20 protein-coding genes are annotated in these 20,733 nt (G+C 60.9%); 4 read left to right on the forward strand and 16 right to left on the reverse strand.

Features of this window, described 5'->3' with window-relative positions:
• Positions 1-76: 76 nt before the first annotated feature.
• From pdeM to ABVQ20_RS17450, 6 genes are all read right to left on the reverse strand, one after another.
• Positions 77-793 carry a ligase-associated DNA damage response endonuclease PdeM gene (gene pdeM, locus ABVQ20_RS17425; RefSeq protein ID WP_354460747.1) on the reverse strand — a complete coding sequence of 239 codons (717 nt, stop codon included), beginning with the start codon at positions 791-793 and terminating at the stop codon, positions 77-79.
• Positions 790-3,324 (reverse strand): ligase-associated DNA damage response DEXH box helicase, encoded by a 2,535-nt coding sequence (locus tag ABVQ20_RS17430; RefSeq protein ID WP_354460748.1) that lies wholly within the window; start codon positions 3,322-3,324, stop codon positions 790-792. Before ABVQ20_RS17430 ends, pdeM begins: the two co-directional genes overlap by 4 nt.
• Before the next feature lie 100 nt (positions 3,325-3,424).
• Entirely contained in the window at positions 3,425-4,285 is an 861-nt protein-coding gene (locus ABVQ20_RS17435) for a C40 family peptidase (RefSeq protein ID WP_354462199.1), read from the reverse strand.
• Between the two features lie 72 nt (positions 4,286-4,357).
• On the reverse strand, positions 4,358-4,708 hold the full coding sequence (locus tag ABVQ20_RS17440) for a MarR family winged helix-turn-helix transcriptional regulator (RefSeq protein ID WP_354460749.1): 351 nt from the start codon (positions 4,706-4,708) through the stop codon (positions 4,358-4,360).
• A gap of 121 nt (positions 4,709-4,829) precedes the next feature.
• Positions 4,830-6,194, reverse strand: a complete 1,365-nt coding sequence (locus ABVQ20_RS17445; protein WP_354460750.1) for a leucyl aminopeptidase family protein — start codon at positions 6,192-6,194, stop codon at positions 4,830-4,832.
• A 113-nt stretch (positions 6,195-6,307) separates the two neighbouring features.
• Positions 6,308-7,171: a glycosyltransferase family 25 protein gene (locus ABVQ20_RS17450; RefSeq protein ID WP_354460751.1), complete on the reverse strand. Its 864-nt coding sequence runs from the start codon at positions 7,169-7,171 to the stop codon at positions 6,308-6,310.
• Positions 7,172-7,400: 229 nt separating this feature from the next.
• Here ABVQ20_RS17450 and ABVQ20_RS17455 point away from each other — a divergent pair, with 229 nt between their 5' ends.
• On the forward strand, positions 7,401-8,222 hold the full coding sequence (locus ABVQ20_RS17455; RefSeq protein WP_354462200.1) for a tetratricopeptide repeat protein: 822 nt from the start codon (positions 7,401-7,403) through the stop codon (positions 8,220-8,222).
• A 206-nt stretch (positions 8,223-8,428) separates the two neighbouring features.
• Here ABVQ20_RS17455 and ABVQ20_RS17460 read toward each other — a convergent pair whose 3' ends face one another.
• The 9 genes from ABVQ20_RS17460 to ABVQ20_RS17500 all read right to left on the reverse strand — a co-directional run bounded on the left by ABVQ20_RS17460 (position 8,429) and on the right by ABVQ20_RS17500 (position 17,550).
• A complete protein-coding gene (locus tag ABVQ20_RS17460) occupies positions 8,429-9,445 on the reverse strand; it encodes a type II secretion system F family protein (RefSeq protein ID WP_354460752.1) in 1,017 nt (338 codons plus the stop codon).
• A 74-nt stretch (positions 9,446-9,519) separates the two neighbouring features.
• Positions 9,520-10,533 (reverse strand): type II secretion system F family protein, encoded by a 1,014-nt coding sequence (locus ABVQ20_RS17465; protein WP_354460753.1) that lies wholly within the window; start codon positions 10,531-10,533, stop codon positions 9,520-9,522.
• Positions 10,534-10,561: 28 nt separating this feature from the next.
• The gene (locus ABVQ20_RS17470) at positions 10,562-12,070 is read right to left on the reverse strand and encodes a TadA family conjugal transfer-associated ATPase (protein ID WP_354460754.1); all 1,509 of its coding nucleotides are present in this window, start codon (positions 12,068-12,070) and stop codon (positions 10,562-10,564) included.
• Between the two features lie 29 nt (positions 12,071-12,099).
• On the reverse strand, positions 12,100-13,383 hold the full coding sequence (locus ABVQ20_RS17475; RefSeq protein WP_354460755.1) for a CpaE/TadZ family protein: 1,284 nt from the start codon (positions 13,381-13,383) through the stop codon (positions 12,100-12,102).
• A gap of 27 nt (positions 13,384-13,410) precedes the next feature.
• Positions 13,411-14,148 carry a CpaD family pilus assembly protein gene (locus tag ABVQ20_RS17480; RefSeq protein WP_354460756.1) on the reverse strand — a complete coding sequence of 246 codons (738 nt, stop codon included), beginning with the start codon at positions 14,146-14,148 and terminating at the stop codon, positions 13,411-13,413.
• Positions 14,149-14,161: 13 nt separating this feature from the next.
• Positions 14,162-15,685, reverse strand: coding sequence for a type II and III secretion system protein family protein (locus ABVQ20_RS17485; protein ID WP_354460757.1), 1,524 nt, complete (start codon positions 15,683-15,685; stop codon positions 14,162-14,164).
• Entirely contained in the window at positions 15,682-16,497 is an 816-nt protein-coding gene (gene cpaB, locus ABVQ20_RS17490) for a Flp pilus assembly protein CpaB (RefSeq protein WP_354460758.1), read from the reverse strand. The genes ABVQ20_RS17485 and cpaB overlap by 4 nt, the downstream gene beginning before the upstream one ends.
• Positions 16,498-16,697: 200 nt before the next feature.
• Positions 16,698-17,216: an A24 family peptidase gene (locus ABVQ20_RS17495; RefSeq protein ID WP_354460759.1), complete on the reverse strand. Its 519-nt coding sequence runs from the start codon at positions 17,214-17,216 to the stop codon at positions 16,698-16,700.
• 154 nt (positions 17,217-17,370) lie between these two features.
• On the reverse strand, positions 17,371-17,550 hold the full coding sequence (locus ABVQ20_RS17500; RefSeq protein ID WP_354460760.1) for a Flp family type IVb pilin: 180 nt from the start codon (positions 17,548-17,550) through the stop codon (positions 17,371-17,373).
• A gap of 355 nt (positions 17,551-17,905) precedes the next feature.
• On the opposite strand from ABVQ20_RS17500, the gene ABVQ20_RS17505 reads away from it, so the two are divergent.
• The 3 genes from ABVQ20_RS17505 to ABVQ20_RS17515 all read left to right on the forward strand — a co-directional run bounded on the left by ABVQ20_RS17505 (position 17,906) and on the right by ABVQ20_RS17515 (position 19,713).
• A complete protein-coding gene (locus ABVQ20_RS17505; protein WP_354460761.1) occupies positions 17,906-18,322 on the forward strand; it encodes a pilus assembly protein N-terminal domain-containing protein in 417 nt (138 codons plus the stop codon).
• A gap of 150 nt (positions 18,323-18,472) precedes the next feature.
• On the forward strand, positions 18,473-19,054 hold the full coding sequence (locus ABVQ20_RS17510) for a TadE/TadG family type IV pilus assembly protein (RefSeq protein WP_354460762.1): 582 nt from the start codon (positions 18,473-18,475) through the stop codon (positions 19,052-19,054).
• A 38-nt stretch (positions 19,055-19,092) separates the two neighbouring features.
• Positions 19,093-19,713, forward strand: coding sequence for a TadE/TadG family type IV pilus assembly protein (locus ABVQ20_RS17515; protein WP_354460763.1), 621 nt, complete (start codon positions 19,093-19,095; stop codon positions 19,711-19,713).
• A gap of 94 nt (positions 19,714-19,807) precedes the next feature.
• On the opposite strand, the gene ABVQ20_RS17520 is transcribed toward ABVQ20_RS17515, so the two are convergent.
• Positions 19,808-20,731 (reverse strand): PhnD/SsuA/transferrin family substrate-binding protein, encoded by a 924-nt coding sequence (locus ABVQ20_RS17520; RefSeq protein ID WP_354460764.1) that lies wholly within the window; start codon positions 20,729-20,731, stop codon positions 19,808-19,810.
• Positions 20,732-20,733: the final 2 nt, after the last annotated feature.

Genomic DNA, 20,733 nt, shown 5'->3' on the forward strand with positions numbered 1-20,733 from the left:
TCTCTGGACAAACGGGAACCGTTTGTCCGCGAAAACCTGTTCCCACTTTTCGGGATCATGCTCTAGAAGAGCGACTTCAGCCCGGCCTCAGCATCGAGCGGGAGATGGCAAAAATGCGCTCGGCGCCAAGCATGTAGGCCATCAGAGTTTCCGGCCGGAACAGCCCGGCATAGGCGCGGTCGAGCACGTTGAGCGAGCCGGTATAGGCGCCGAAGGCCGGCATGATCATGCGTCCGCCATCGCCGGCAAAGCAGCGACGCCGCACCGAACGGCCCTGCTGCACGATGCGGGCACAAGGATGCAGGTGACCAGCAATCTCGCCTTCGACGCGCAGCTTCGACGGCTCATGCCTAAACAGCAACGAGCCGATGGCCAGTTCCCGCACCGTTTCTCCGGGCAGGTCGGCCGGCGCATCCGGGTCATGGTTGCCGGCAACCCAGAACCATTGGCGGCCGGCCATCAGCGTTTCCAGCCGTTCGCGGAAGCTTGCATGCATGCGCTCGGCGCCACCGCCATCATGGAAGCTATCCCCGAGACTGATGACGATCGAAGGCTGGTAATCGGTGATGACGGCCTGCAATCGCAGCAAGGTCGCCCCGGTGTCGTAGGGCGGGATCAGCGTGCCGCGCCTGGCCAGCGACGAGCCTTTTTCCAGATGCAGGTCGGATACTGCCAGAAGCCTGAGCTCGGGAAAGTAGAGCACGCCGCGTGGATCGCATACAGCGCGCTCGCCGGCGATGCCGACCATATCGGCCTCGGCGATCAGCGATGTCCGCGCCAGCGAAAAATTCATCCCTCACTCATTCCCGGCCCCATGGCCTCCTCGACCAACGTCGCCGCATCCATCAACAATGTTTCATCGGCCTCGCCATTCACCGGCATCTTGCCGATTTCGAGCATGATCGGCACAGCCAGCGGCGAGATCTGTTCGAGATTCTTATGCATGATTCGACCCTGGATACGCGAGAGCATGTCGGCAAGTCTGCTGACATCGAGCAGACCGGTCGCGGCGTCCGCGCGTGTCGCCTGCAGCAGGATGTGGTCGGGCTCGTGGCTGCGCAACACATCATAGATGAGGTCGGTCGAAACTGTGACCTGGCGGCCGCTTTTTTCCTGGCCCGGGTGGCGTTTCTCGATCAGCCCCGAAATCAGCGCGCAATTGCGGAAGGTGCGCTTGAGAAGCCAGCTGTCGGCCAACCAGGCTTCGAGGTCGTCGCCCAGCATGTCCTGTTCAAAGAGCGCGCCAAGCGAAGGTTTCCTGGCTTTGAACATTGACCCCATGTCGCCCAGCGACCAGATGGCAAGCGCATAGTCGGTGGCGACAAAGCCGAGCGGCCTGGCTCCCGCCCTGTCGAGGCGACGGGTCAGCAACATTCCCAGCGTCTGATGGGCAAGCCTGCCTTCGAAGGGATAGGCGACCAGATAATGGCGATTGCCGCGCGGAAAGGTCTCGATCAGCAGGTCGTCCCGCTTGGGCAACACCGATCTGTTGGCCTGGAACCGCAGCCAGTCGGCCACCTGCTCCGGCAATTGTTTCCATCGCGTCGGGTCGTCCAGCATGATGCGGACCTGTTCGGCAAGGTAGGTCGAGAGCGGAAACTTGCCGCCGCCATAGTAGGGCACCTTGGCGTCGCTGCCTGGCGCGTTCGACACGAAGCATTCATTTTCGCGGATGCCTTCGAAACGAAGTATTTTGCCGGCAAACATGAACGTATCGCCATGCGTCAATGTTTCGAGGAAGGCCTCCTCGATCTTGCCGAGAATGCGGCCGCCGCGCGAGGCGGAGCCTCTGCTGCCGGCCTTTACGTAGCGGACATTGAGCGCCGGCACCTCGATGATGGTGCCGACATTCAGCCTGTATTGCTGGGCAATTCGAGGATTGGATACCCGCCAGAACCCGTCCTTGTTCAGGCGGATGCGGGCGTATCGCTCGTAGTTCTTGAGCGCATATCCGCCTGTGGCCACGAAATCGATGACGCGGTCGAAGGTCGGCCGATCCAGACTGGCATAGGGTGCGGCCGTTCGCACTTCCTCGAACAGATCATCGGCGCGGAATGGTGCTCCGCAGGCGCAGCCCAGCACGTGCTGCGCCAGCACATCGAGGCCGCCATTGATCAACGGCGGCGTATCCTGTGCGCCGAGATAGTTGGCATCGAGCGCGGCCCGGCATTCCAGCACCTCGAAGCGGTTGGCGGGAATGAGGATCGCCTTGGACGGCTCATCCATGCGGTGGTTGGCGCGGCCGATGCGCTGCGCCAGCCGGCTGGCGCCTTTCGGCGCGCCGACATGCACGACCAGATCGACATCGCCCCAGTCGATGCCGAGATCGAGTGTCGACGTGGCGACGATGGCGCGCAGCGCGTTTTCACCCATCGCCTTTTCCACCCGCCGCCGCTGAGCGACGTCCAGCGAGCCGTGATGAAGCGCGATGGGCAAGGTGTCTTCATTGACCCGCCACAATTCCTGGAAGAGCAGTTCCGCCTGACTGCGCGTGTTGACGAACAGCAGGGTGGTCTTGTGACGCTTGATCTCGCGGTAGATTTCCGGCGTGGCGTAGCGAGCGGAATGTCCTGCCCACGGGACGCGCTCTTCCGAATCGAGGATGGAGATTTCAGGTTTCGCGCCGCCGGTGACGACGATCAGTTCAGACATGTCACCTGGTGGATTCTGGCTAACCAGCCAGCGCCGCAATTCGTCCGGTTCGGCCACTGTAGCGGACAGGCCGATTGTCTGCAGGCCGGGAACAAAGCTGCGCAGCCGTGCCAGCCCGAGCGCCAGCAGATGCCCACGCTTCGATGTCACCAGCGAATGCAGTTCGTCGAGCACGATATAGCGCAGATCCTCGAAGAAACGCTTGGCATCGCCTGCCGCGATCAGCAGCGCCAGTTGCTCGGGCGTGGTGAGTAGAATGTCGGGCGGCGCCAATTTCTGGCGCTGTCGCTTGTGCGAAGGCGTGTCGCCGGTGCGCGTCTCGATGGTGACGGGCAGGCCGATCTCCTCGACCGGCCTGGCGAGGTTGCGCTCGATATCGACGGCCAGCGCTTTCAAGGGCGAGATATAGAGCGTGTGAATGCCGCGTCGCGCCTCACCGGGCTTCTTCCGGGGCCGATTGGCGAGTTCCGTCAACGAAGGCAGGAACCCGGCCAGCGTCTTGCCGGCACCGGTCGGCGCGATCAGCAGCACGGATTGACCGGCCTGGGCCTTGGCCAGCAATTCGATCTGGTGGGCGCGTGGCGACCAGCCTTTCTCGCCAAACCATCTGATGAATGGTTCGGGCAAGACGACGGCGGCATTCTGCTCGGCAAGGCGCGGCTGCTCTGTCACCCGCCAGAGGTAGCGCGGCGAGGGTCAATCGCCAAGAAGAATCGGAACAAAAGGTGATCGGAGCGTCCTTCGCCCCGTTTACGGGGAGAGGGAAGAAGCGTTACGGCCGCCGAAACCCTGTCGGCCCACCATAGAGATAACCAATACGGGCGATGGCTTCCTTCAACCCTTCGCGCGACACCAGCATGGTATGGCCGTTGGCGTGGATCATCGTCTCGGCATCGGTCATGATGGCGACATGGCCCTTCCAGAACACCAGGTCGCCACGCCGCAAGCCGGTAAAATCCGGACCAGGTTCCAGCGGCTCGCCAATGGTTGCGGCCTGCATGTCGGAATCACGCAGCACATCCTTGCCGGCCATGCGCATCGACAGCTGCACAAGACCGGAACAGTCGATGCCAAAGCCGGAGACACCTCCCCACAAATAGGGCGTGCCGAGGAAGGTCTCGGCCACCGCGACATAGTCGATCGCAGCCTCATCGACTGGCCGCAGATGACCCGCGATGAGAGCCTCACCGGACGGCAGGAGCGCATAGCCAGTACCACGCGTTTCGGCCGCTCCCGTCACGGCCACCGTTGATCCCATCGACAGTTGGCCGCTAAGCGGAAACCTGAGATCCGGTCCCGGATACACGAACGTGCGCGGCACCGCGACGATGTGAGTTGGCTTATGGTCACGCGCGGCCAGCATCGTATCGGCGACATAGCCGACATAGCCGTCACGTTCGCCCTGCACCCAGGCCCATCCCTCGACATCCTCGAAGACCAGCACATCGTCGCCGAACAGGAACTGGGTGTTGATGCCCGCGTCCGGACCTGGCGCCTTGCGCACATCCGCCACGGAGGCCGAAATTCGCGCCGGCCGACCGGCCACGAAGCGTTCGGCAACGACCTCGCCTTTCAACCTCGCATCGGCGAGATCGGAACGGAAGGCGTGAAGGCGTGCATCATGGACGGTCAAAATCGGCAACCCTGCTTTTTGTGTGCGCATGATCTTGTCCGAAAACCGGTTCCCACTTTTCGGGATCATGCTTCAGATCGGCAATTCGTGGGCCTTGGCGATGATAACATCGCCGAAGCGCTCGACAAAGAGCGCACCCTCGACGGTGCGTTTGATCAAGACGTTCCGCTTGTCGAGCTCGTCGCGATGGCGCGACACCAATTTCAACGCACCCATCGTGTCGAGCGCGCGGGTGATGACCGGCTTGGTGACGTTGAGCCTAGCGGCGAGCCCGCGCACCGTATGCGGTGGCGGATCGAGATAGATGGTGAACAGGATCGCCGTCTGGCGCATGGTCAGGTCTGGCGCGTCGTCGCGCACCTGCGACAGCATCACCTGCTGCCACAATCGCAAGGCCTGGCTCGGACGCAGCACAATCGACATCCGATCAGCATGACGGCAAATTGTTTCGGTTCCGTTTCAGTCGAGTCTTCATGTCGGACCATGATCTCATCCGAAAACCGGTTCCCACTTTTGCTTCGCCGGCCTTCGTTTCGGATCATGGTTAGCCAAAGCGGGCCGAGATGATCCGCTCCAGCGCGCGAATGCCTTGCGCCTCGCCGCCGGCAGGGCCGTGGGGACGGTCGGAGGGGTTCCAGGCGAAGATGTCGAAATGCGCCCAACCCGCGGTCCTCTCGACAAAGCGTTTCAGGAACAGCGCAGCGGTGATCGAACCGGCGAACCCATCGGTGGTGACGTTGTTGATGTCGGCGATCTTCGACGAGAGCTTTGCGTCATAGGGCCGCCATAGCGGCATGCGCCACAGCGGATCCTCGACCACCAGGGATGCCGCTGCCAGTTCCGATGCCAACGCTTCGTCGCCTGTGTAGAAAGGCGGCAGGTCAGGCCCAAGCGCGACACGCGCGGCACCTGTCAAGGTCGCCATGTCGATCAGCATCTGCGGCTCCTCGGCGTCGGCCAGCGCGAGCGCATCCGCCAGAACGAGCCTGCCTTCAGCGTCGGTATTGCCGATCTCGACGGTGATGCCCTTGCGACTCATCAGCACGTCGCCGGGCCGGAAGGCGTTGCCGGCAATCGAGTTCTCGACCGCGGGGATCAGCACCCGCAGCCTGACCTTCAGGCCGGCCGCCATGATCATCGAGGCCAGGCCCAGCACATTGGCGGCGCCGCCCATATCCTTCTTCATCAGGAGCATGCCCGATGACGGCTTGATATCGAGCCCGCCGGTGTCGAAGCAGACGCCCTTGCCGACCAGCGTCACCTTCGGCGCGTCCATCTCACCCCAGGTCATATCGATCAGCCGCGGCGCACCCACGGAGGCGCGGCCGACAGCGTGGATCATCGGAAAATTCTGCTTGAGCAGGTCGTCGCCCTTGATGACCGACACCTCGGCCTTGTGGGTCCCGGCCAGGACCCTCACCGCCTTCTCAAGTTCGTCCGGGCCCATGTCGCTGGTCGGCGTGTTGACGAGATCACGCGTCAGGAAAACGCCGTCGGCGATACGGCGGATGCGGGCGGCATCCGCACTAGGGGGCAATGCGAAGCGCAGCGCCTTGCCCGGTTTCTTGCCATAACGGGTGAAGACATACCCCCCGAGGATGAGGCCAAGCGCTGCGAGTTCCGGGTCCGTGGGGGTGGACGCAAAGCTCCATTCGCCCTCCGGCAATGTTCTGGCCAGCGCGCCTACAGCGAGGGAGCCCTCGCCTTCGCCGATGCCGAACAACGCACCGGCAATGGCGCCGTTTTCGCCGGGCACAACGAGCGTCCTGCCGGCTTCGCCCGAAAAGCCATTGGCTTTGGCCCAGGCGACGTTGGCCGGCGCAAGGCCAACTGTATCCAGAGCATCCATGGCGATCAGATGGATTGGCCGCGCATCGCTGGTTTTCGTCTCGACGAGTTCGACAGGCATTCGATATTCTCCGCTGATGAAATCCCCTTGGCGACCTTCGCCTTTGGAACTTCCAAATCCAAAAACCAAACAACAGGCTGCGCGGCGTGGCCGCACCGTCATCGGGCGACCGGCTACCGGCGAAATTCGATGATGATCTTTCGCCTCTTCTCGACCACCAGTCGGAAGAATTCCCTGATACGGATATGGGGCGATATCAAGAGGCGTTCGAACGGCCGCTTCAGTTCGCGCCAGACTTTGCCGGCAAGCGATCTCTGCCTTTTGACCTCTCTGTCCCCGGCACTGGCCTTTCTTTCGGAAGCGAGAATACTCTCAATGCCTGGGGTGGTTGGCCAATTTGCCCCTGAATCCTGAATGCAGGGGGCCGGGACCACCTGCTGGATCTTGAAATGCCTGGCGGATCCGATCAGGGGATCATAAATCAGGACGTCGATCGGTGTTTCGAACTTTGCGGTCATGTCCAGCAATTTCGATGCGGCGTCTCGGGAAACCACATAGGCGCCGGTGCCAGAGACCCAGCCATGCAGCCTATGGCATCGCCTGCTATCGCCAACCGGAACGCCATGTCTGTCTATCTCGACCAGGGATCCGTATTTGTAGCTCGTCTCAAGTTTGACCAGATCGGCTCCCGCGGGGATCCAGCCGGAATCTGCGCAAATAGCCGCGAAATCCTGGGAAAGATGCATGTCGTCTTCCAGAATGACCGCATAGGGATCGATGTCCGCTGCTATCCTCTCGAAACAGGCGCGATGGCTGAGGAAGCAGCCAACCTCGCCTTTGGTCAGCGGCACATCCGCGGGGCGTGGCACATAGACACTGTCAATGTCGGCCTGGCTCAGCAATTGTCCGTCCACAGCCCTCACTCTGACAAAGGCCACGCCAGCTGCTTCCAGCAAGGCGCTCATTCTCGCCTGACGGACCTGCGACCGGTCGAGATTGATGAGATAAACTTTCAGCGTGCGCCCCCCGAGGATCAAAGGTCAAAGCCCAGGATCGACCGCGCGTCAATACATCTGTGAGCCGCGACCTCGCTATGGCCTAACGACCTGCATCCTCTGTGATGACGCCGGCTTGCCCCGTTCCGCCACTCCGATCCATAGGCTCGGAGCCGGATCGTTAACCGTCCGTTAGGGTTAACAGAATATTTCTGCGGTAGGGAAGATGGCCACGCAATGGCCACGCGCATGAACGGAGGCCTGGGTGCCGATGCTGACCAACCGCACGATGAACGCCACTGGAAAACGGCTGGTCACCACGGCCTTTCTCCTGGCTCTTGCCGCAAGCGTTTCGGGCTGCGGAACCGACAAACTCACGACCGGTTCGATCGGCCGCACCAGCGGCAAGCCCCTGGAGACGATGTCCGCGAGCGAATTGCACAGCGCCACGATGGCGCTCGGCCAATCTTACGCGCGCAACCCCGCCGACAAGCGAATCGCCACCAACTATGCGGCAGCGCTGCAGATGGATGGAGACGCCGACCAGTCGCTCGCCGTGATGCGCAAGTTGGCGATCGCATTGCCGAAGGATCGCGATGTGCTGGCCGCCTACGGCAAGGCGCTGGCCGCCAACGGCCAGTTGGAGCCGGCGCTGGACGCCGTGCGCCGCGCGCAGACACCGGAATATCCGGACTGGAAACTGGTGTCGGCGGAAGCCGCCATTCTCGACCAGATGGGCCAGAAGGACCAGGCACGCCAGCTCTATCGCAAGGCGCTCGAGCTCAAACCGAACGAACCCTCCATCCTTTCCAATCTCGGCATGTCCTATGTGCTGGAGGGCGACCTGCGCATGGCCGAAACTTATATGCGCTCGGCAGCCCAGCAGCCGAACGCCGATAGCCGCGTGCGGCAGAATCTGGCGCTGGTGGTTGGCTTGCAGGGGCGCTTCGACGAGGCCGAGAAGATCGCATCGCAGGAGCTCTCGCCCGACCAGGCGCAGGCGAATGTAACCTACCTTCGCCAGATGCTGGCGCAGCAGAACGCCTGGAGCCAGCTCAAGGACCAGGACAAGACAAAGCCAGCCACCAACTGATCACGCGGCGTTTTCCACCAAACCATCCTCAGGCATGCCGAAATGAAAAGGGCCGCGCTGCATATGCAGCGCGGCCCTTTGAATTCGCTATCCAGAGCAGTTCATCGTTTCACGGAAACGCCGAACCGCTCTATCTCTTTGTTTTGACGCAATTCCGGACGGAAAACCGTTCACACTTTTCCTGGAATTGCTCTAGTCGCCGCCAGTTACTGGCTGCTGGTCTTGTGCGGATCGCTAAAAATGCCGCGCTGGCTGACCTGGATGCCGGCCGGGCCGAGGATGATGGCGAAGAGTACGGGCAGGAAGAACAGGATCATCGGCACGGTGAGCTTCGGCGGCAGGGCCGCGGCCTTTTTCTCGGCCGCATTCATGCGCATGTCGCGGCTCTCGGCCGCAAGCACACGCAACGCGTGCGCGACAGGCGTACCATAGCGCTCGGCTTGGACCAGCGCCTGCGATACCGACTTGACCGATTCCAGGCCGGTGCGGCTGGCGAGGTTCTCGTAGGCCTGCTTGCGCTCCTGCAGATAGGAGAGCTCCGCATTGGTCAGGATGAACTCTTCCGCCAAGGCCACGGACTGCGCGCCGATTTCGTCGGCAACCCTGCGAAGGGCCGCTTCCACCGACATGCCCGATTCGACGCAGATGAGCATCAGGTCGAGCGCATCCGGCCACGCCATCTGGATCGACTGCTTGCGCTTGGTGGCACGGTTGTTGACGTAGAGCACCGGTGCGTAGAAGCCGCCATAGGCAACAACGATGCAGACGAACACCTTGATCAAGAGCGGCTTGTCAGGCAATCCGCCAAGCACGAACAGGTACACCAGGGCCAGCGCGAAGCCGACAAACGGAAGGACAAGGCGAAAGAACAGGAAGCGCGTCAGCGGATTCTGCCCGCGAAAGCCGGCAACCTTGAGCTTCTGCAGCGTGCCTTCGTCGGCCAGCGCGCGCCTCAGGTCGAGGCGGTCGACAATGTTGCGCATGCCGATCGACTGTTCCTCGCGCAAACCCTTGCGCCGGCGGTCGGCCTCGGCGGCAAGCCTGGCGCGCTGCTTGGCGCGCAGCTCATCGCGCTCCAGAGCCACGGATTTCATACGGTTCTTGAGCTGGTTGCCGCCAAGGGCAGGCAGCAGCGTGAAGACGGTGGCGAATACGGCGATAGCGACCAGCAAGGCGATCAGGAACGCCGGGTCCGTTAGGGATTTGACGACTTGGTCGGTCATTGCTTTTTATCTTCTCGTTCGAGCATGACCTTTTCCGAAAACCGGATACCACTTTTCAGGGTCATGCTCGGATCCTAGACATCGAAGTTCATCATCTTGCGCATCACCAGGATGCCGATCGACATCCAGACCCCCGAGCAACCGAGGATCAAATTGCCCGTGCTGGTGGTGAACAGCGGCATGATGTAGTTCGGGCTGGTCAGATAGACGAGAAAGGCGACGATGAAGGGTAGCGCGCCGATGATGACGGCGGATGCCTTCGCTTCCATGGACAATGCCTGGACCTTGGCCTTCATCTTCTTGCGATCGCGAAGCACGCGCGAAAGATTGCCCAAGGCTTCGGAAAGATTGCCGCCGGCCTGAGACTGGATCTGGATGACGATGCCGAAGAAACTCGCTTCCGTGCACGGCATGGTTTCAGCCATGCGCAAGGAGGCGTCGGGGATCGACAGGCCCATCTGCTGGGAATCGACGATGCGCCGGAACTCGGTCTTCACCGGCTCGGGCGATTCATTGGCGATCAGGCGGATCGCGTCATTGAGAGGCAGTCCGGATTTGACCGCCCGAACGATGATGTCGAGTGCGTTGGGAAACTCGTTGAGGAACTGCTTGACTCGGCGCGCCCGGCAAAACGAGACGAACCAGCGCGGCAAGCCTAGAGCGCCCGCCAGCAATGCCCCGGGCAGGACCAGCAATGGTGCGCCGGCGAAATAGGCAACCGCCGTCAGAGCGACACCGCAAACGGCGGAGTAGATGTAGAAGCGTTCAAGAGAGACCTTCATGCCGGCCTGACGGATCTGCGCCTTCAGCGGGGGCTTCTTGACGACCAGGTCCTTGGATTTCTGCTTTTGCTCGAGGTCCTTCAACGAATCCTGCACCGATTTTCGGCGCTTGGCCGCTTCGGCCACACGGTCGCGGGAGGCCTTGACGACGGAGCGGTCGGTCTCGGCGGTCTTGATCGTCTCGAGCCGCTTGCCGACCTGCTTCTCGTTGGTGATCTGGTTGAACAGAAAAGCATAGGCCACCGCGCCGGCGCTGAAGCCCGCGAGCACGACAAACGCCAGTACGGTGCCGTCAATTCCGAACATTCACAGAGCCCCCACGTCTGCAACCGCGTCAGTCAGCGCGTTTCTCCATCGACTCGAGCGCATTGGCGAGGCGCTGTTCCTCGCCGTAGTAACGGGCGCGATCCCAGAAATGCGGCCGCCCAATGCCTGTCGAGACATGCTCGCCCGTCAGCCTGCCATTGGCATCCTCGCCCTTGATATTATAGAGGACGAGGTCTTGCGTAATGATGACGTCGCCTTCCATACCAATCACCTCGGTGATGTGGGTGATGCGCCGCGATCCGTCGCGCAAACGGGCAGCCTGGATGATCACGTCCACCGAGCCGACCACGATCTCGCGCACGGTCTTCTGCGGCAGCGTGTAGCCGCCCATCGCGATCATCGATTCGATACGGTTCAGGCATTCACGCGGGCTGTTGGAGTGGATCGTGCCCATCGAGCCGTCATGGCCGGTGTTCATGGCCTGCAGGAGATCGAACACTTCGGGTCCGCGCACTTCGCCGACGATGATGCGCTCAGGGCGCATGCGCAGGCAGTTCTTGACAAGGTCGCGCATGGTCACTTCGCCTTCGCCCTCCAGATTGGGCGGGCGGGTTTCGAGACGCACGACATGCGGCTGCTGCAATTGCAGTTCGGCCGAGTCCTCGCAGGTGATGACGCGCTCCTCGCGGTCGATGTAGTTGGTCAGGCAATTGAGCAGCGTCGTCTTGCCCGAACCGGTACCGCCCGAGATGATGATGTTGCAGCGAACTCGGCCGATGATCTTGAGAACTTCGGCTCCTTGCGGCGAAATGGCACCGAACTTGACCAGCTGATCGAGTGTCAGCTTGTCTTTCTTGAATTTGCGGATGGTGAGCGCGGTGCCGTCGATGGAGAGCGGCGGCGCGATGACGTTGACACGAGAGCCGTCCGGCAGGCGCGCGTCGCAGATCGGGCTCGATTCATCGACGCGCCGACCAACCTGGCTGACGATGCGCTGACAGATGTTGAGGAGCTGCTGGTTGTCGCGAAACCGGATGCCGGTCTGTTCGACCTTGCCGTTGACTTCGATATAGACGTTCTTGGATCCGTTGACCATGATGTCGGCGATGTCGTCACGAGCGAGCAGAGGCTCCAGCGGCCCGTAGCCCAGAACGTCATTGCAGATATCCTCGAGCAGTTCTTCCTGCTCGGCGATCGACATCGCGAAATTCTTGATCGCGATGATATCGTTGACGATATCGCGAATTTCCTCGCGTGCGCTTTCGGGATCGAGCTTGGCCAGCTGCGACAGGTCGATCGTGTCGATAAGCGCGGAGAAGACCTGGCTCTTGGTGTCGTAGTAGCTCTCGCTGCGCTCGCGCTGAACCTTTTTGGGCTCAGGCGCCAATGGCGGCGCCTCGACCGCGCGGCGGGCAGGCGGCGTGGCGGACGTACCTGGCGGCATGGGTGCCCCGGGCCGGGCAAGAACCGCCGTTTCCGCGGCATTTGCAGACGCGGGCGCGACAGGCGCGGATGCCGGCTGACGGAACTCCGGATTGAACCGGCTACCGTCGTCACTGCCTCTTTTACCAAACATGTTCGACTACCAATTTCGCCACTGAAGCGTCACTTCTTGCTGCGCGATAGCTTGCCGAGGAGGTTGCCAAGACCCGCTTTTTTCTTCGGCCTGATTTCGCTGCGCCCGGTCAGGACATGGGCAATTTCGTTGATCGTGCCGACGGCCGGATTCTTGGCGTCCATTTCGCCGAGCATGCGCCCGTTGTTGGCCGCGTTGCCAAACAAAAGCGGATCGAAGGCGATGACCGACATCGGCGAAAGGCCGAGCGGCTCGGCGAAGTCGGACGCCGATATTTCCGGACGCTTGGGCATGCCGGCCTGATTGATGATCAGCTTCGGCGGCGGATCGTTCGGACGCAGCCGTTTGAGCATGTCGACAAGATTCTTGGTGTTGCGCAAATTGGCCAGTTCCGGCGTGGCCGTGATGATGATCTCGTCGGCCTTGACCAGCGTATTCTTGGTCCAGCCTGTCCATATGTGCGGAACATCGAGCACCAGGAGCGGCACGCTGCGCTGCGCCGTGTCGATCAATTGCGTGAAGGCTTCCGGATCGAAATCATAGACCCGCTCGAGCGTGGACGGTGCCGCCAACAAGGAAAGATGTTCGGCGCACTGGGCCAACAGCCGATCTAGATAGACTTCATCGACGCGCTCCGGCGAGAACACGGCCTCGGCGATGCCTTGTGCCGGATCCTGATCGAAATTGATATTGGCCGTTCCGAAAGCCAGGTCGAGATCCGCGACGATCACTTCGGACTTGAACAGCGACGACATGGCCCAGGCCACATTGTGGGCAATGGTCGAGGAGCCGACACCGCCCTTGGCGCCGATGAACGCGAGCGAACGACCGATCGGCTCGGCATCGGGATCAACAAAGATCGAAGATATGACGCTGACGATGTCGGCCATCGACACCGGTGCGATCACATATTCCGAAATGCCCGAGCGGATGAGCTCACGGTAGAGGCCGACATCATTGTAATGGCCGATGACCACGACCTTCGAGGTCGGATCGCAATATTCGGACAACTGACCGAGTTGCTCCAGCAACTGTTTCGGCTCGCTGCGCGACTCCAGAAGGATGAGATTGGGCGTCGGCGCCGACTGGTAGAATTCGATGGCGGTGGCGATACCGCCCATGTGAACCTTCAGATGCGCCTTCGCCATACGGCGGTCCTCGCCGGCGCGCTCGACCGGATTGGCAACGCCCTCGGTCTCGCAAAATGCCTGGATCGAGATACGCGGGATCGGCCGCAGGGCCTGCATGGCGGCAACATCCTGCGGCGAGGTTTCGCCCCCATCCACCTCGGCGTCGTAAGCAAGATTGCTCATTGTCATGCTCTTTCCGTGACCTGGGACTTAGTACGTCACTTCCGAGTTGCCGAGGAACTCGTTCGAAATGCCTCTGGCGCGGTAGACGTCGATGACCTTGCTGCGATTGGCCGGGTCGATATCGGAGGACTTGCGCGGCCCGAGCAGATCGGCCGGATTGGCCATCTGGGCTGCGAGGTTGTTCTGATACGAGCAGCCGAAATCGGCATAGTGCTTGTTTTCCGACGTCTCCAGCAGATCATCGGGCCAACGTCCGCATTTGTCCGTCTGTGCTTTCACCGCGACAAAGGAGACACGAACAGGCGCGGAGGCTTCCGCGGAAGCAGATTGGTAAGAGGTCATCACGATCCGGTTTCGATTGACGCCGCTGGCCGCCGCAAGCCTGGCGAAATCGCGGCCGGCCACCATGGCGGCGACCTCGTTGGCCGAGCCTAGAGGGATTGCAATGGTGAGTGCCGGAGCAGCGCTCTTGTCGTAACCATCCAGAAAACCCAGAAGCGTGTCGCGCTGATGGCCTGTCATGCCACGATCGCCGGCACCGACCGGAAGATCGATCTTCTGGTTCTTCTCCGCGATCATGATCGGATGATTGGTGCGATAATCGTCCGGAATCGCGCCAACCGTGATGCTGTCCCGTCTGGCGCAGCCGCCCAGCAGCACAGCCGCCGCGACCGCCACGACCGGAATAGCCCGCAGGAACATACGCGAACGGCCTGGCCGCATTGTTGCGGCGATCGTCCTTGCCTTCGACACTGACTGAGACATGTCCGTTCCCCGCTTACTTGTAGATGAAGCCGACAACGCCGTGGTAGCGGCCATTGGGCTTGTCCGTCTGCATGGTGCCGTAGACACGATTGACGCGGCCAAGGAACATGCCGGCGCCGTCGCTCGGGGCGTTGAAATTGTCGTCCGGCTTGGCAAGTTCGTTGCGCGCCACCGGCCTTGCCAGATAAGGCGTGATGATGATGACGAGTTCGGTCTCGTTGCGCACAAAATCCCTGCTGCGGAAGAGTGCACCGAGCACCGGAATCTTTGTCAATCCGGGCAGCCCGTTGACGGCCTGCCTGACATCATCGCGAACAAGGCCGGCGATCATCATCGAACCACCGGAAGGAAGTTCCACCGTTGTGTCGGCAAGGCGCTTGCGAAGTGACAGGGCATTCATGCCAGGGCTCGTTCCGCCGGCAGACAGCGACACGGACCCTTCCGTTGTCGGCTCGGAAACCGAAGTCCTGACTTTCAGGCTTATGCGGCCAGGAGACAGCACCACCGGCTGGAATTCCAGGCCAATGCCGTACTCGATCTTCGAGACGGAGTAGGTCCTCAGACCAGTCTGGTTATCGGTGGATACGTTCTGGGAGACGCCAGTCACCATGTTGTATTCGCCGCCGACCTTGAAGGTCGCCTTCTCGCCGGATACCGCGGTCAAGGTCGGCTCAGCCAAGGTCTTCATGACCCCGGACTGTTCCATCGCGTTGATATAGGCCTGTAGCGACGAGGTGCCTATGTTGAAGCCCGAATTCGACAACTGCTTGCCGAGGCCCGTGAAATTGTCGCTGAGCGCGCCGTAGCTGATGCCGTTGCTGCCGCCGCTGCCCATCATGTTGACGCCAAGCTGCTTCATCACCGAGCGGCTGACTTCGGCGACGGTCACCTTCAGCGTCACCTGATCGTCGCCGATGATCGACAGCAGGTTGACGATCTGGCTGACGCGGCGCTGGGAGTCCGGGTTGTTGATGTCGACCCCGCCTTGAGCCGAACCGCCGGCGGCTGTTTGAGAATACTGTCCCGTCGTTGCTTCACCACCGGACACGAATATGTTTGCCAGCTGTTCGGCGCGCTTGGCGTCCAGCGGCGTATCCACTGTCCCCGTCAAGACGACGTTGTCATTCAACAACTCGACCTTGATCGACGATGTCGGGATGAAGCGCTTGATGTAGTCTTCCAGACCAGCCACATCGCGTTCGACAGCCAGATCGAGACTGACGATCTGTTCGCCATTGGGACCGAAGACGAAGATGTTTGTTGCGCCTACCGCCTTGCCGAACAGATAGATGCGTCTCGAGGTCCGTGTGACGGCATCGGCCACCGCAGGGTTCGCGACAAGGATATCGTAGGCGTCGCTGGGCAGGTCGATGACCACGGATTTGTTGAGGCCGAGCTTTATCTTCTGGGTGGCGGTGGAAGCCGTCACCTGTGCATTCTTGCCGGCGGCGCTCGCCTCGACGAGGCCCTGTGCATTTGTTCCGACGAGCAGCAATGCCGTGGCGACAAGGGCAGGGAATTTACGGTTTGACCTCATTTCCTTGCTCCCACTTCGGAAACTTCACCCGACTTGATCAGCCGAACCGTTCCCCGCCGTCCTTTTCCGGAAACGAGATAATCCGCCTCCTCCGAGATCTTTTCCTGCGTGTCCGCGATCGACCGCAGCGCCAGAGTGAGGCGATCAGCCATCTGCTGAGCCACGGTAATGATCTCCGCTTGCTGCGGTGTCAGCTCCAGCGTGGCGGTCTGGCCAACCCTGGTCTTCTTGCCCTGCTCGTCTTCCTGAATGGTTTGATCGATTGCAAGGACGCGAATGTTCTTGAGGATGGTCTCCGTGGTGAAGCCGGTGCTGCCGCTGGCGGCATCGGCCCTGCGGGTCATGATGACGTCGACAAAATCATTGGGGAGGATGAAGCCGCCTGCCGACGTGTCGGCCGATATGGCCGTTGCGACCGCCCGCATTCCGCTGGGCAGGATAGAGGACATGAAACTCTGCCCCTCGCCGATAAGCTTCGAGCGCCGCAGCGGTTCCCCGGTATACATCGCCATGCGGGCCACGGAGCCTTTCAGCTTCTCCAGCGCTTCAGGCTCAGCGGCGCGTGTGATGAAATTTGCGTTGATGCCGTCCGCGGGCCAGGACTCCCAGCTGATATTGTTCTCAAGCGGAGCGCCCATGGGCACATCGCCCGAGAGCACCAGCACGTCCTGCAGTGCAATCGCCGGTGCCTTGGGGCCGGAATCGAGAACGATCTGAGGCGGCGGCGCGGCCACCATGTTTTTCGCGACATATCCTGCACCACCTGCCGCGGCCACCGCCACGCTCAGAATGATCAATCGGGATGCTGGCATCTGTCCGAATCCTCGCCCTTGGCAAACCACCTAGCCAAGCCGGACTCTGCAGCGGCAATCGTCAAAACAAGGTTAATGCAATGCTTACGATCGTGATTAATTTAAGGTTTACATTAATTAGCTGGAAACAGCCTTCCACCCAGAGAAAGAGCGGTCTTTCCGCTCCTCAACTCCAACAGTGGAGCGACTAGATTGCGAGATCAGGCAGCCAGTCTTGCGAGTGCCCACACCATCAACGGCGAATCCGGATAGGTGAGCAGCCCGCCAAGCCCGAGCGCTATGCCATAGGGAACACCCGTCGCCTCGTTGGCGAAGTGGCGAAGAAACGGGTTATGGCCCGTAAAGGCGGACAGCGGCGATTTACGGTAGAGGAGGATGGCAAGCGTCAGCAGCCCGCCGATGAACGTCGAGGCGACGAGATAATCGACGAGATGGATGTTCAGTCCCATCCAGACGGCGGTGGCCGCCAGCAGTTTTGCATCGCCGCCGCCCATGCCTCCGAGCGCGAAGAGGCCGAACGTCACGGCCAGCACCAGACCACCGGCAGCAAAATGCCAACCATAGGCTGCCCAATCCATGCCCGTCAGCGGCGCAACCAGCGCGAAAACGACCACCAGCAGCACCGGAACACGGTTGGCGATCGTCATCGACAGCATGTCGGAGATCGCCGCAAACAACATGCAAAACGGGAAAACAACGAAGATCAAGGCTTCAAGCATTGGCCGGCGCCTGTTCAAACTCAACCTGGCGCGAGCCTAGGCATGTTCGATTAACGATTGATGATGCCAAGAGTTCAAAATGGTTGGGTAACAAGAAACAAGGGCCGCCAACGCGGCGGCCCTTGTTTTGAATAACCACCAGAAGTCGTAGATATTACGGGGCGGTACCGGTGTTGACCGCGGTTGCGATCGCGCTGAACTTGGTGTTCAGGGCGTTGCCGAGCGAGGTGGCGCCGACCATGATGGCGAGTGCGATGAGAGCAGCGATCAGACCGTATTCGATAGCGGTCGCGCCGGATTCGTCTTTCGCGAAACGTGCAATGAGATTAGACATTCGAGAGCTCCTACTCCACGTGTTACAGCACTTCCGTCAACTTCTCTTGGTGGTTGATCGGATGCTGCCAATCTAGGGAGAAGCTCTTTCGATCGGCTTAATAAACAGCCTTACCGATTCCTTTCCCGATTTGAACATATTGCGTGGTTAACCGTGAACTAAGCGCCTGCCATCGGCCTGAACCTCGGCGCCCTGGCGACGAAAAGCACCGTTTCCTGATTCCGTGGAATGACTGGGATGAACCGATCGGCGCCGCGATGCCGATCCAGACACCGTCGGATGATCCGCTGCTTAACCGTTGGTTCACCAATCTCGTTCATGTTCCGTTGAACAGTTGCTGCCGTGGAGCGCTACAATGGCCGAGCCCAGATCGTCATTTCTAGTTGCCGCGCTTCTTGCCGCCCTTGTCGTGCCCGCCAAGGCCGGCGCCGGTATCGAAGTCACCATGAACCAGGCAAAGATCGTCAAATTGTCGCGCGCGGCCGACACGATCGTTGTCGGCAACCCGGCGATCGCCGATGCCGCCGTACAGGATGCCTCGACGATCGTGCTGACGGGAAAGGGGTTCGGCGTCACAAACCTCGTCGTGCTCGATCAAGAAGGTAGCCCGATCGTCGACGAGCAAGTCACCGTCGTGCGGCAGGCCGCATCGTCGGTGCGCATTTACAGGCGCGCCGAAATACAGACCATGTCTTGCACCCCCTATTGCGAAAGCTCGTACAAGAGCGATGCCGAGAAGGCCTCCGAATCCGAGATGAGCACAGGCCGGTAGGTGGTCGGTCTACTTTAGACTGGCCGAAAAGGACGCTTCGGTTACCGGCAGGTTAAAGGGCCTTGATCGACTTTAACGATCATCCAAACCGGACCTCAATGGATCTGCGCTAGTACTACACCGATACGCATGAGATCGGCAGGAACGGGCATGAGCGAAGACCCCAGACCCAAGCGCGACAAGGGACGAACAGGGCTTTGCGCCCGTTTCCTTCATAACCGACGGGGCAGCACGGCGATCGAATTCGCCATGCTGGCGTTTCCATTCGCACTTCTCGTCTTCGCTATCCTGGAGAGCTGTATTTCATTTGCCGGAGAGGAAGTGATGGCCAACGCCACGGACAATGTGGCGCGCCAATTGCGCACGGGCCAGGTAAGGGCGGCCACTGTGACCGACACCTCGTTGAAGCAGATGATCTGCAGCCAGATGCAGATCATCGTTGCTCAGAACTGCCCGGGATTGCAGGTCGACCTCCGCCAATACGCAACGTTCGCCGCCGCCGCAGCAGCCGGCTTCAGCATCGACAAGAACGGAGTTATCACGCTGACAGGCACATCGCCGACGACGTTCACGGCTGCCCCTGGCCCGTCAGAGTCCAAGAACATGCTGCGGGTTTTCTACAAATGGCCTGTCATGACCAACTTCCTGGCCATGGCGATGTCCAACATGGGAACCGGGTACACGCTGCATTTCTCGTCGGTGACGTGGCAGAACGAGCCGTTCAACGACTGAACCTCATCTTTGGTTGAGCAAGAAAAAAGGGCACAGGCATGATTTGTGCGGGGGCACATCCGGGTATTGCAAGGATCTGGTCGAAAGCGGCCCGTTTCTTCGCCGATCGTCGCGGCGTCGCGGCCATCGAGTTTGCGTTCATCGTACCGGTCCTGTTGGTCATGTACTTTACAACGATGGAGGCGTCACAAGCCATCGAGACCAGCAAGAAGGTCAGCCGCATCGGCAGCATGGTCGCGGACCTCGTCACGCAGCAGCAGACAATCGTCAAGGCGGATATCGACGCGATCATGCAGATCGGCGCCTCGACGCTTCAGCCCTACAACCGGTCGGTTCCCAACATCATCATCACGGCGATACAAGTCACGACCGATCCGACGCCCAAGGTGCAGGTGGTCTGGTCGCGCAAGGTCGTCGGCGGTGTCAACAGCGTCGATGCTGCGCCCAACACTCTTACCACCGTTCCGGCCTCGCTCAAGATCGCTGGCACCTTCCTCATCCGTGTTCAAAGCAGCCTCGCCTACAAGCCGATCATCACCTGGTCGGCGGGGGGCGAGCAGCGGCTCGGATTGACCTCGGCATTCGACACGATAACGATGGGCGAAACCTATTACCTGCGTCCCCGCAGAAGCCAGACGATCCCGTGCAGCGATTGCTGAGGCACGTTCCGCATGTCGATGCCAGCAGTAGATCGACGGGACTGTCCGACACCCTTGGCCGCTTGCTCGCCTTTGGCGAGATGCATTCGTCCAATTAGCGTTGCAAGCTGCCGTCCGACATCATGTGCACGATTGCAACCGCCATATCGTAGTCCTTCGGAGCAGCGCTGGTGAAGCCGCCGGCGTGCTTGGTTTCCAGAAGATCATAGATATCCGGCGACATCGATTTGAGATTGGTCAGGAACACAGTGAGCCGGCGTTTCGCTTCCGGGTCAAGATCACTGCGGACTGTGTGGGGGCCGTATCTCAAAATGCCTGACGCCCACACGGTCTCGAGTTCGGATTTTCCGATCCCGGCCGCCTCGAGCCTTGCCTCGGTGCCACCTGTAACCTCGGATTGACCGTCGGCCGCAACCGTCGCCCAGCCGAACAGTGCATCGACCTGGCCATCGACCAGCATCGCTTCAGCGGCCGCGGCAGAACTGGCCTGTATCATGAACGGCGCGTTTTGAGTGATCTTGACGCCTTCAGCGGTCAATGCGGCAAGCGGCAGAAGAGAGCCGCCAACGCTGTCTGACGGAGCCATGGCGATCCGATGCGCTTCCATGGCGGCAATATCCCGCACCTTGCCACCTCGCGTCAGCAGGACGGAGCGGATGCCAACAGCACCGTCGGAATCAACCGGAGCCACAAGCGGCTCGACGCAGCCGCAACGCTGCAAGGCCGTGGCATAGGCGGTTGCCGAATAGACCGCGTATTCGATGTGGGCGTCGGCCTGCGCCTCGATCAACGCGGCGTAGTCCCGGGCAACGACAAATTCGACCTTCATGCCCAACGCCTTCGTGTAGGCGTCGGTCAATGTCGCCAGACCCGGAACGGTGTTGCCGGCACCGGGCTCCGCGACGACGCCGATGCGAAACGTGCCGATGTCGTCGCGCCAGTCGGCGCGTGCCGAACCCGACCAGGACGCGCCGACAAGCATCGCCACCGCCGCATACATCTTCAGGGGATGTCTCATGG

This window comes from Mesorhizobium shangrilense (assembly GCF_040537815.1).
In the GTDB taxonomy this organism is placed as follows: Bacteria; Pseudomonadota; Alphaproteobacteria; order Rhizobiales; family Rhizobiaceae; genus Mesorhizobium; species Mesorhizobium shangrilense.

Excerpts from the sequence above, each read along its gene's own strand:
- pdeM (WP_354460747.1), bottom strand. The coding sequence starts at position 793 with ATGAATTTTTCGCTGGCGCGGACATCGCTGATCGCCGAGGCCGATATG.
- ABVQ20_RS17440 (WP_354460749.1), bottom strand. The coding sequence starts at position 4,708 with ATGTCGATTGTGCTGCGTCCGAGCCAGGCCTTGCGATTGTGGCAGCAG.
- ABVQ20_RS17445 (WP_354460750.1), bottom strand. The coding sequence starts at position 6,194 with ATGCCTGTCGAACTCGTCGAGACGAAAACCAGCGATGCGCGGCCAATC.
- ABVQ20_RS17455 (WP_354462200.1), top strand. The coding sequence starts at position 7,401 with ATGCTGACCAACCGCACGATGAACGCCACTGGAAAACGGCTGGTCACC.
- ABVQ20_RS17460 (WP_354460752.1), bottom strand. The coding sequence starts at position 9,445 with ATGACCGACCAAGTCGTCAAATCCCTAACGGACCCGGCGTTCCTGATC.
- ABVQ20_RS17465 (WP_354460753.1), bottom strand. The coding sequence starts at position 10,533 with ATGTTCGGAATTGACGGCACCGTACTGGCGTTTGTCGTGCTCGCGGGC.
- ABVQ20_RS17470 (WP_354460754.1), bottom strand. The coding sequence starts at position 12,070 with ATGTTTGGTAAAAGAGGCAGTGACGACGGTAGCCGGTTCAATCCGGAG.
- ABVQ20_RS17475 (WP_354460755.1), bottom strand. The coding sequence starts at position 13,383 with ATGAGCAATCTTGCTTACGACGCCGAGGTGGATGGGGGCGAAACCTCG.
- ABVQ20_RS17480 (WP_354460756.1), bottom strand. The coding sequence starts at position 14,148 with ATGTCTCAGTCAGTGTCGAAGGCAAGGACGATCGCCGCAACAATGCGG.
- ABVQ20_RS17485 (WP_354460757.1), bottom strand. The coding sequence starts at position 15,685 with ATGAGGTCAAACCGTAAATTCCCTGCCCTTGTCGCCACGGCATTGCTG.
- cpaB (WP_354460758.1), bottom strand. The coding sequence starts at position 16,497 with ATGCCAGCATCCCGATTGATCATTCTGAGCGTGGCGGTGGCCGCGGCA.
- ABVQ20_RS17495 (WP_354460759.1), bottom strand. The coding sequence starts at position 17,216 with ATGCTTGAAGCCTTGATCTTCGTTGTTTTCCCGTTTTGCATGTTGTTT.
- ABVQ20_RS17500 (WP_354460760.1), bottom strand. The coding sequence starts at position 17,550 with ATGTCTAATCTCATTGCACGTTTCGCGAAAGACGAATCCGGCGCGACC.
- ABVQ20_RS17505 (WP_354460761.1), top strand. The coding sequence starts at position 17,906 with ATGGCCGAGCCCAGATCGTCATTTCTAGTTGCCGCGCTTCTTGCCGCC.
- ABVQ20_RS17510 (WP_354460762.1), top strand. The coding sequence starts at position 18,473 with ATGAGCGAAGACCCCAGACCCAAGCGCGACAAGGGACGAACAGGGCTT.
- ABVQ20_RS17515 (WP_354460763.1), top strand. The coding sequence starts at position 19,093 with ATGATTTGTGCGGGGGCACATCCGGGTATTGCAAGGATCTGGTCGAAA.
- ABVQ20_RS17520 (WP_354460764.1), bottom strand. The coding sequence starts at position 20,731 with ATGAGACATCCCCTGAAGATGTATGCGGCGGTGGCGATGCTTGTCGGC.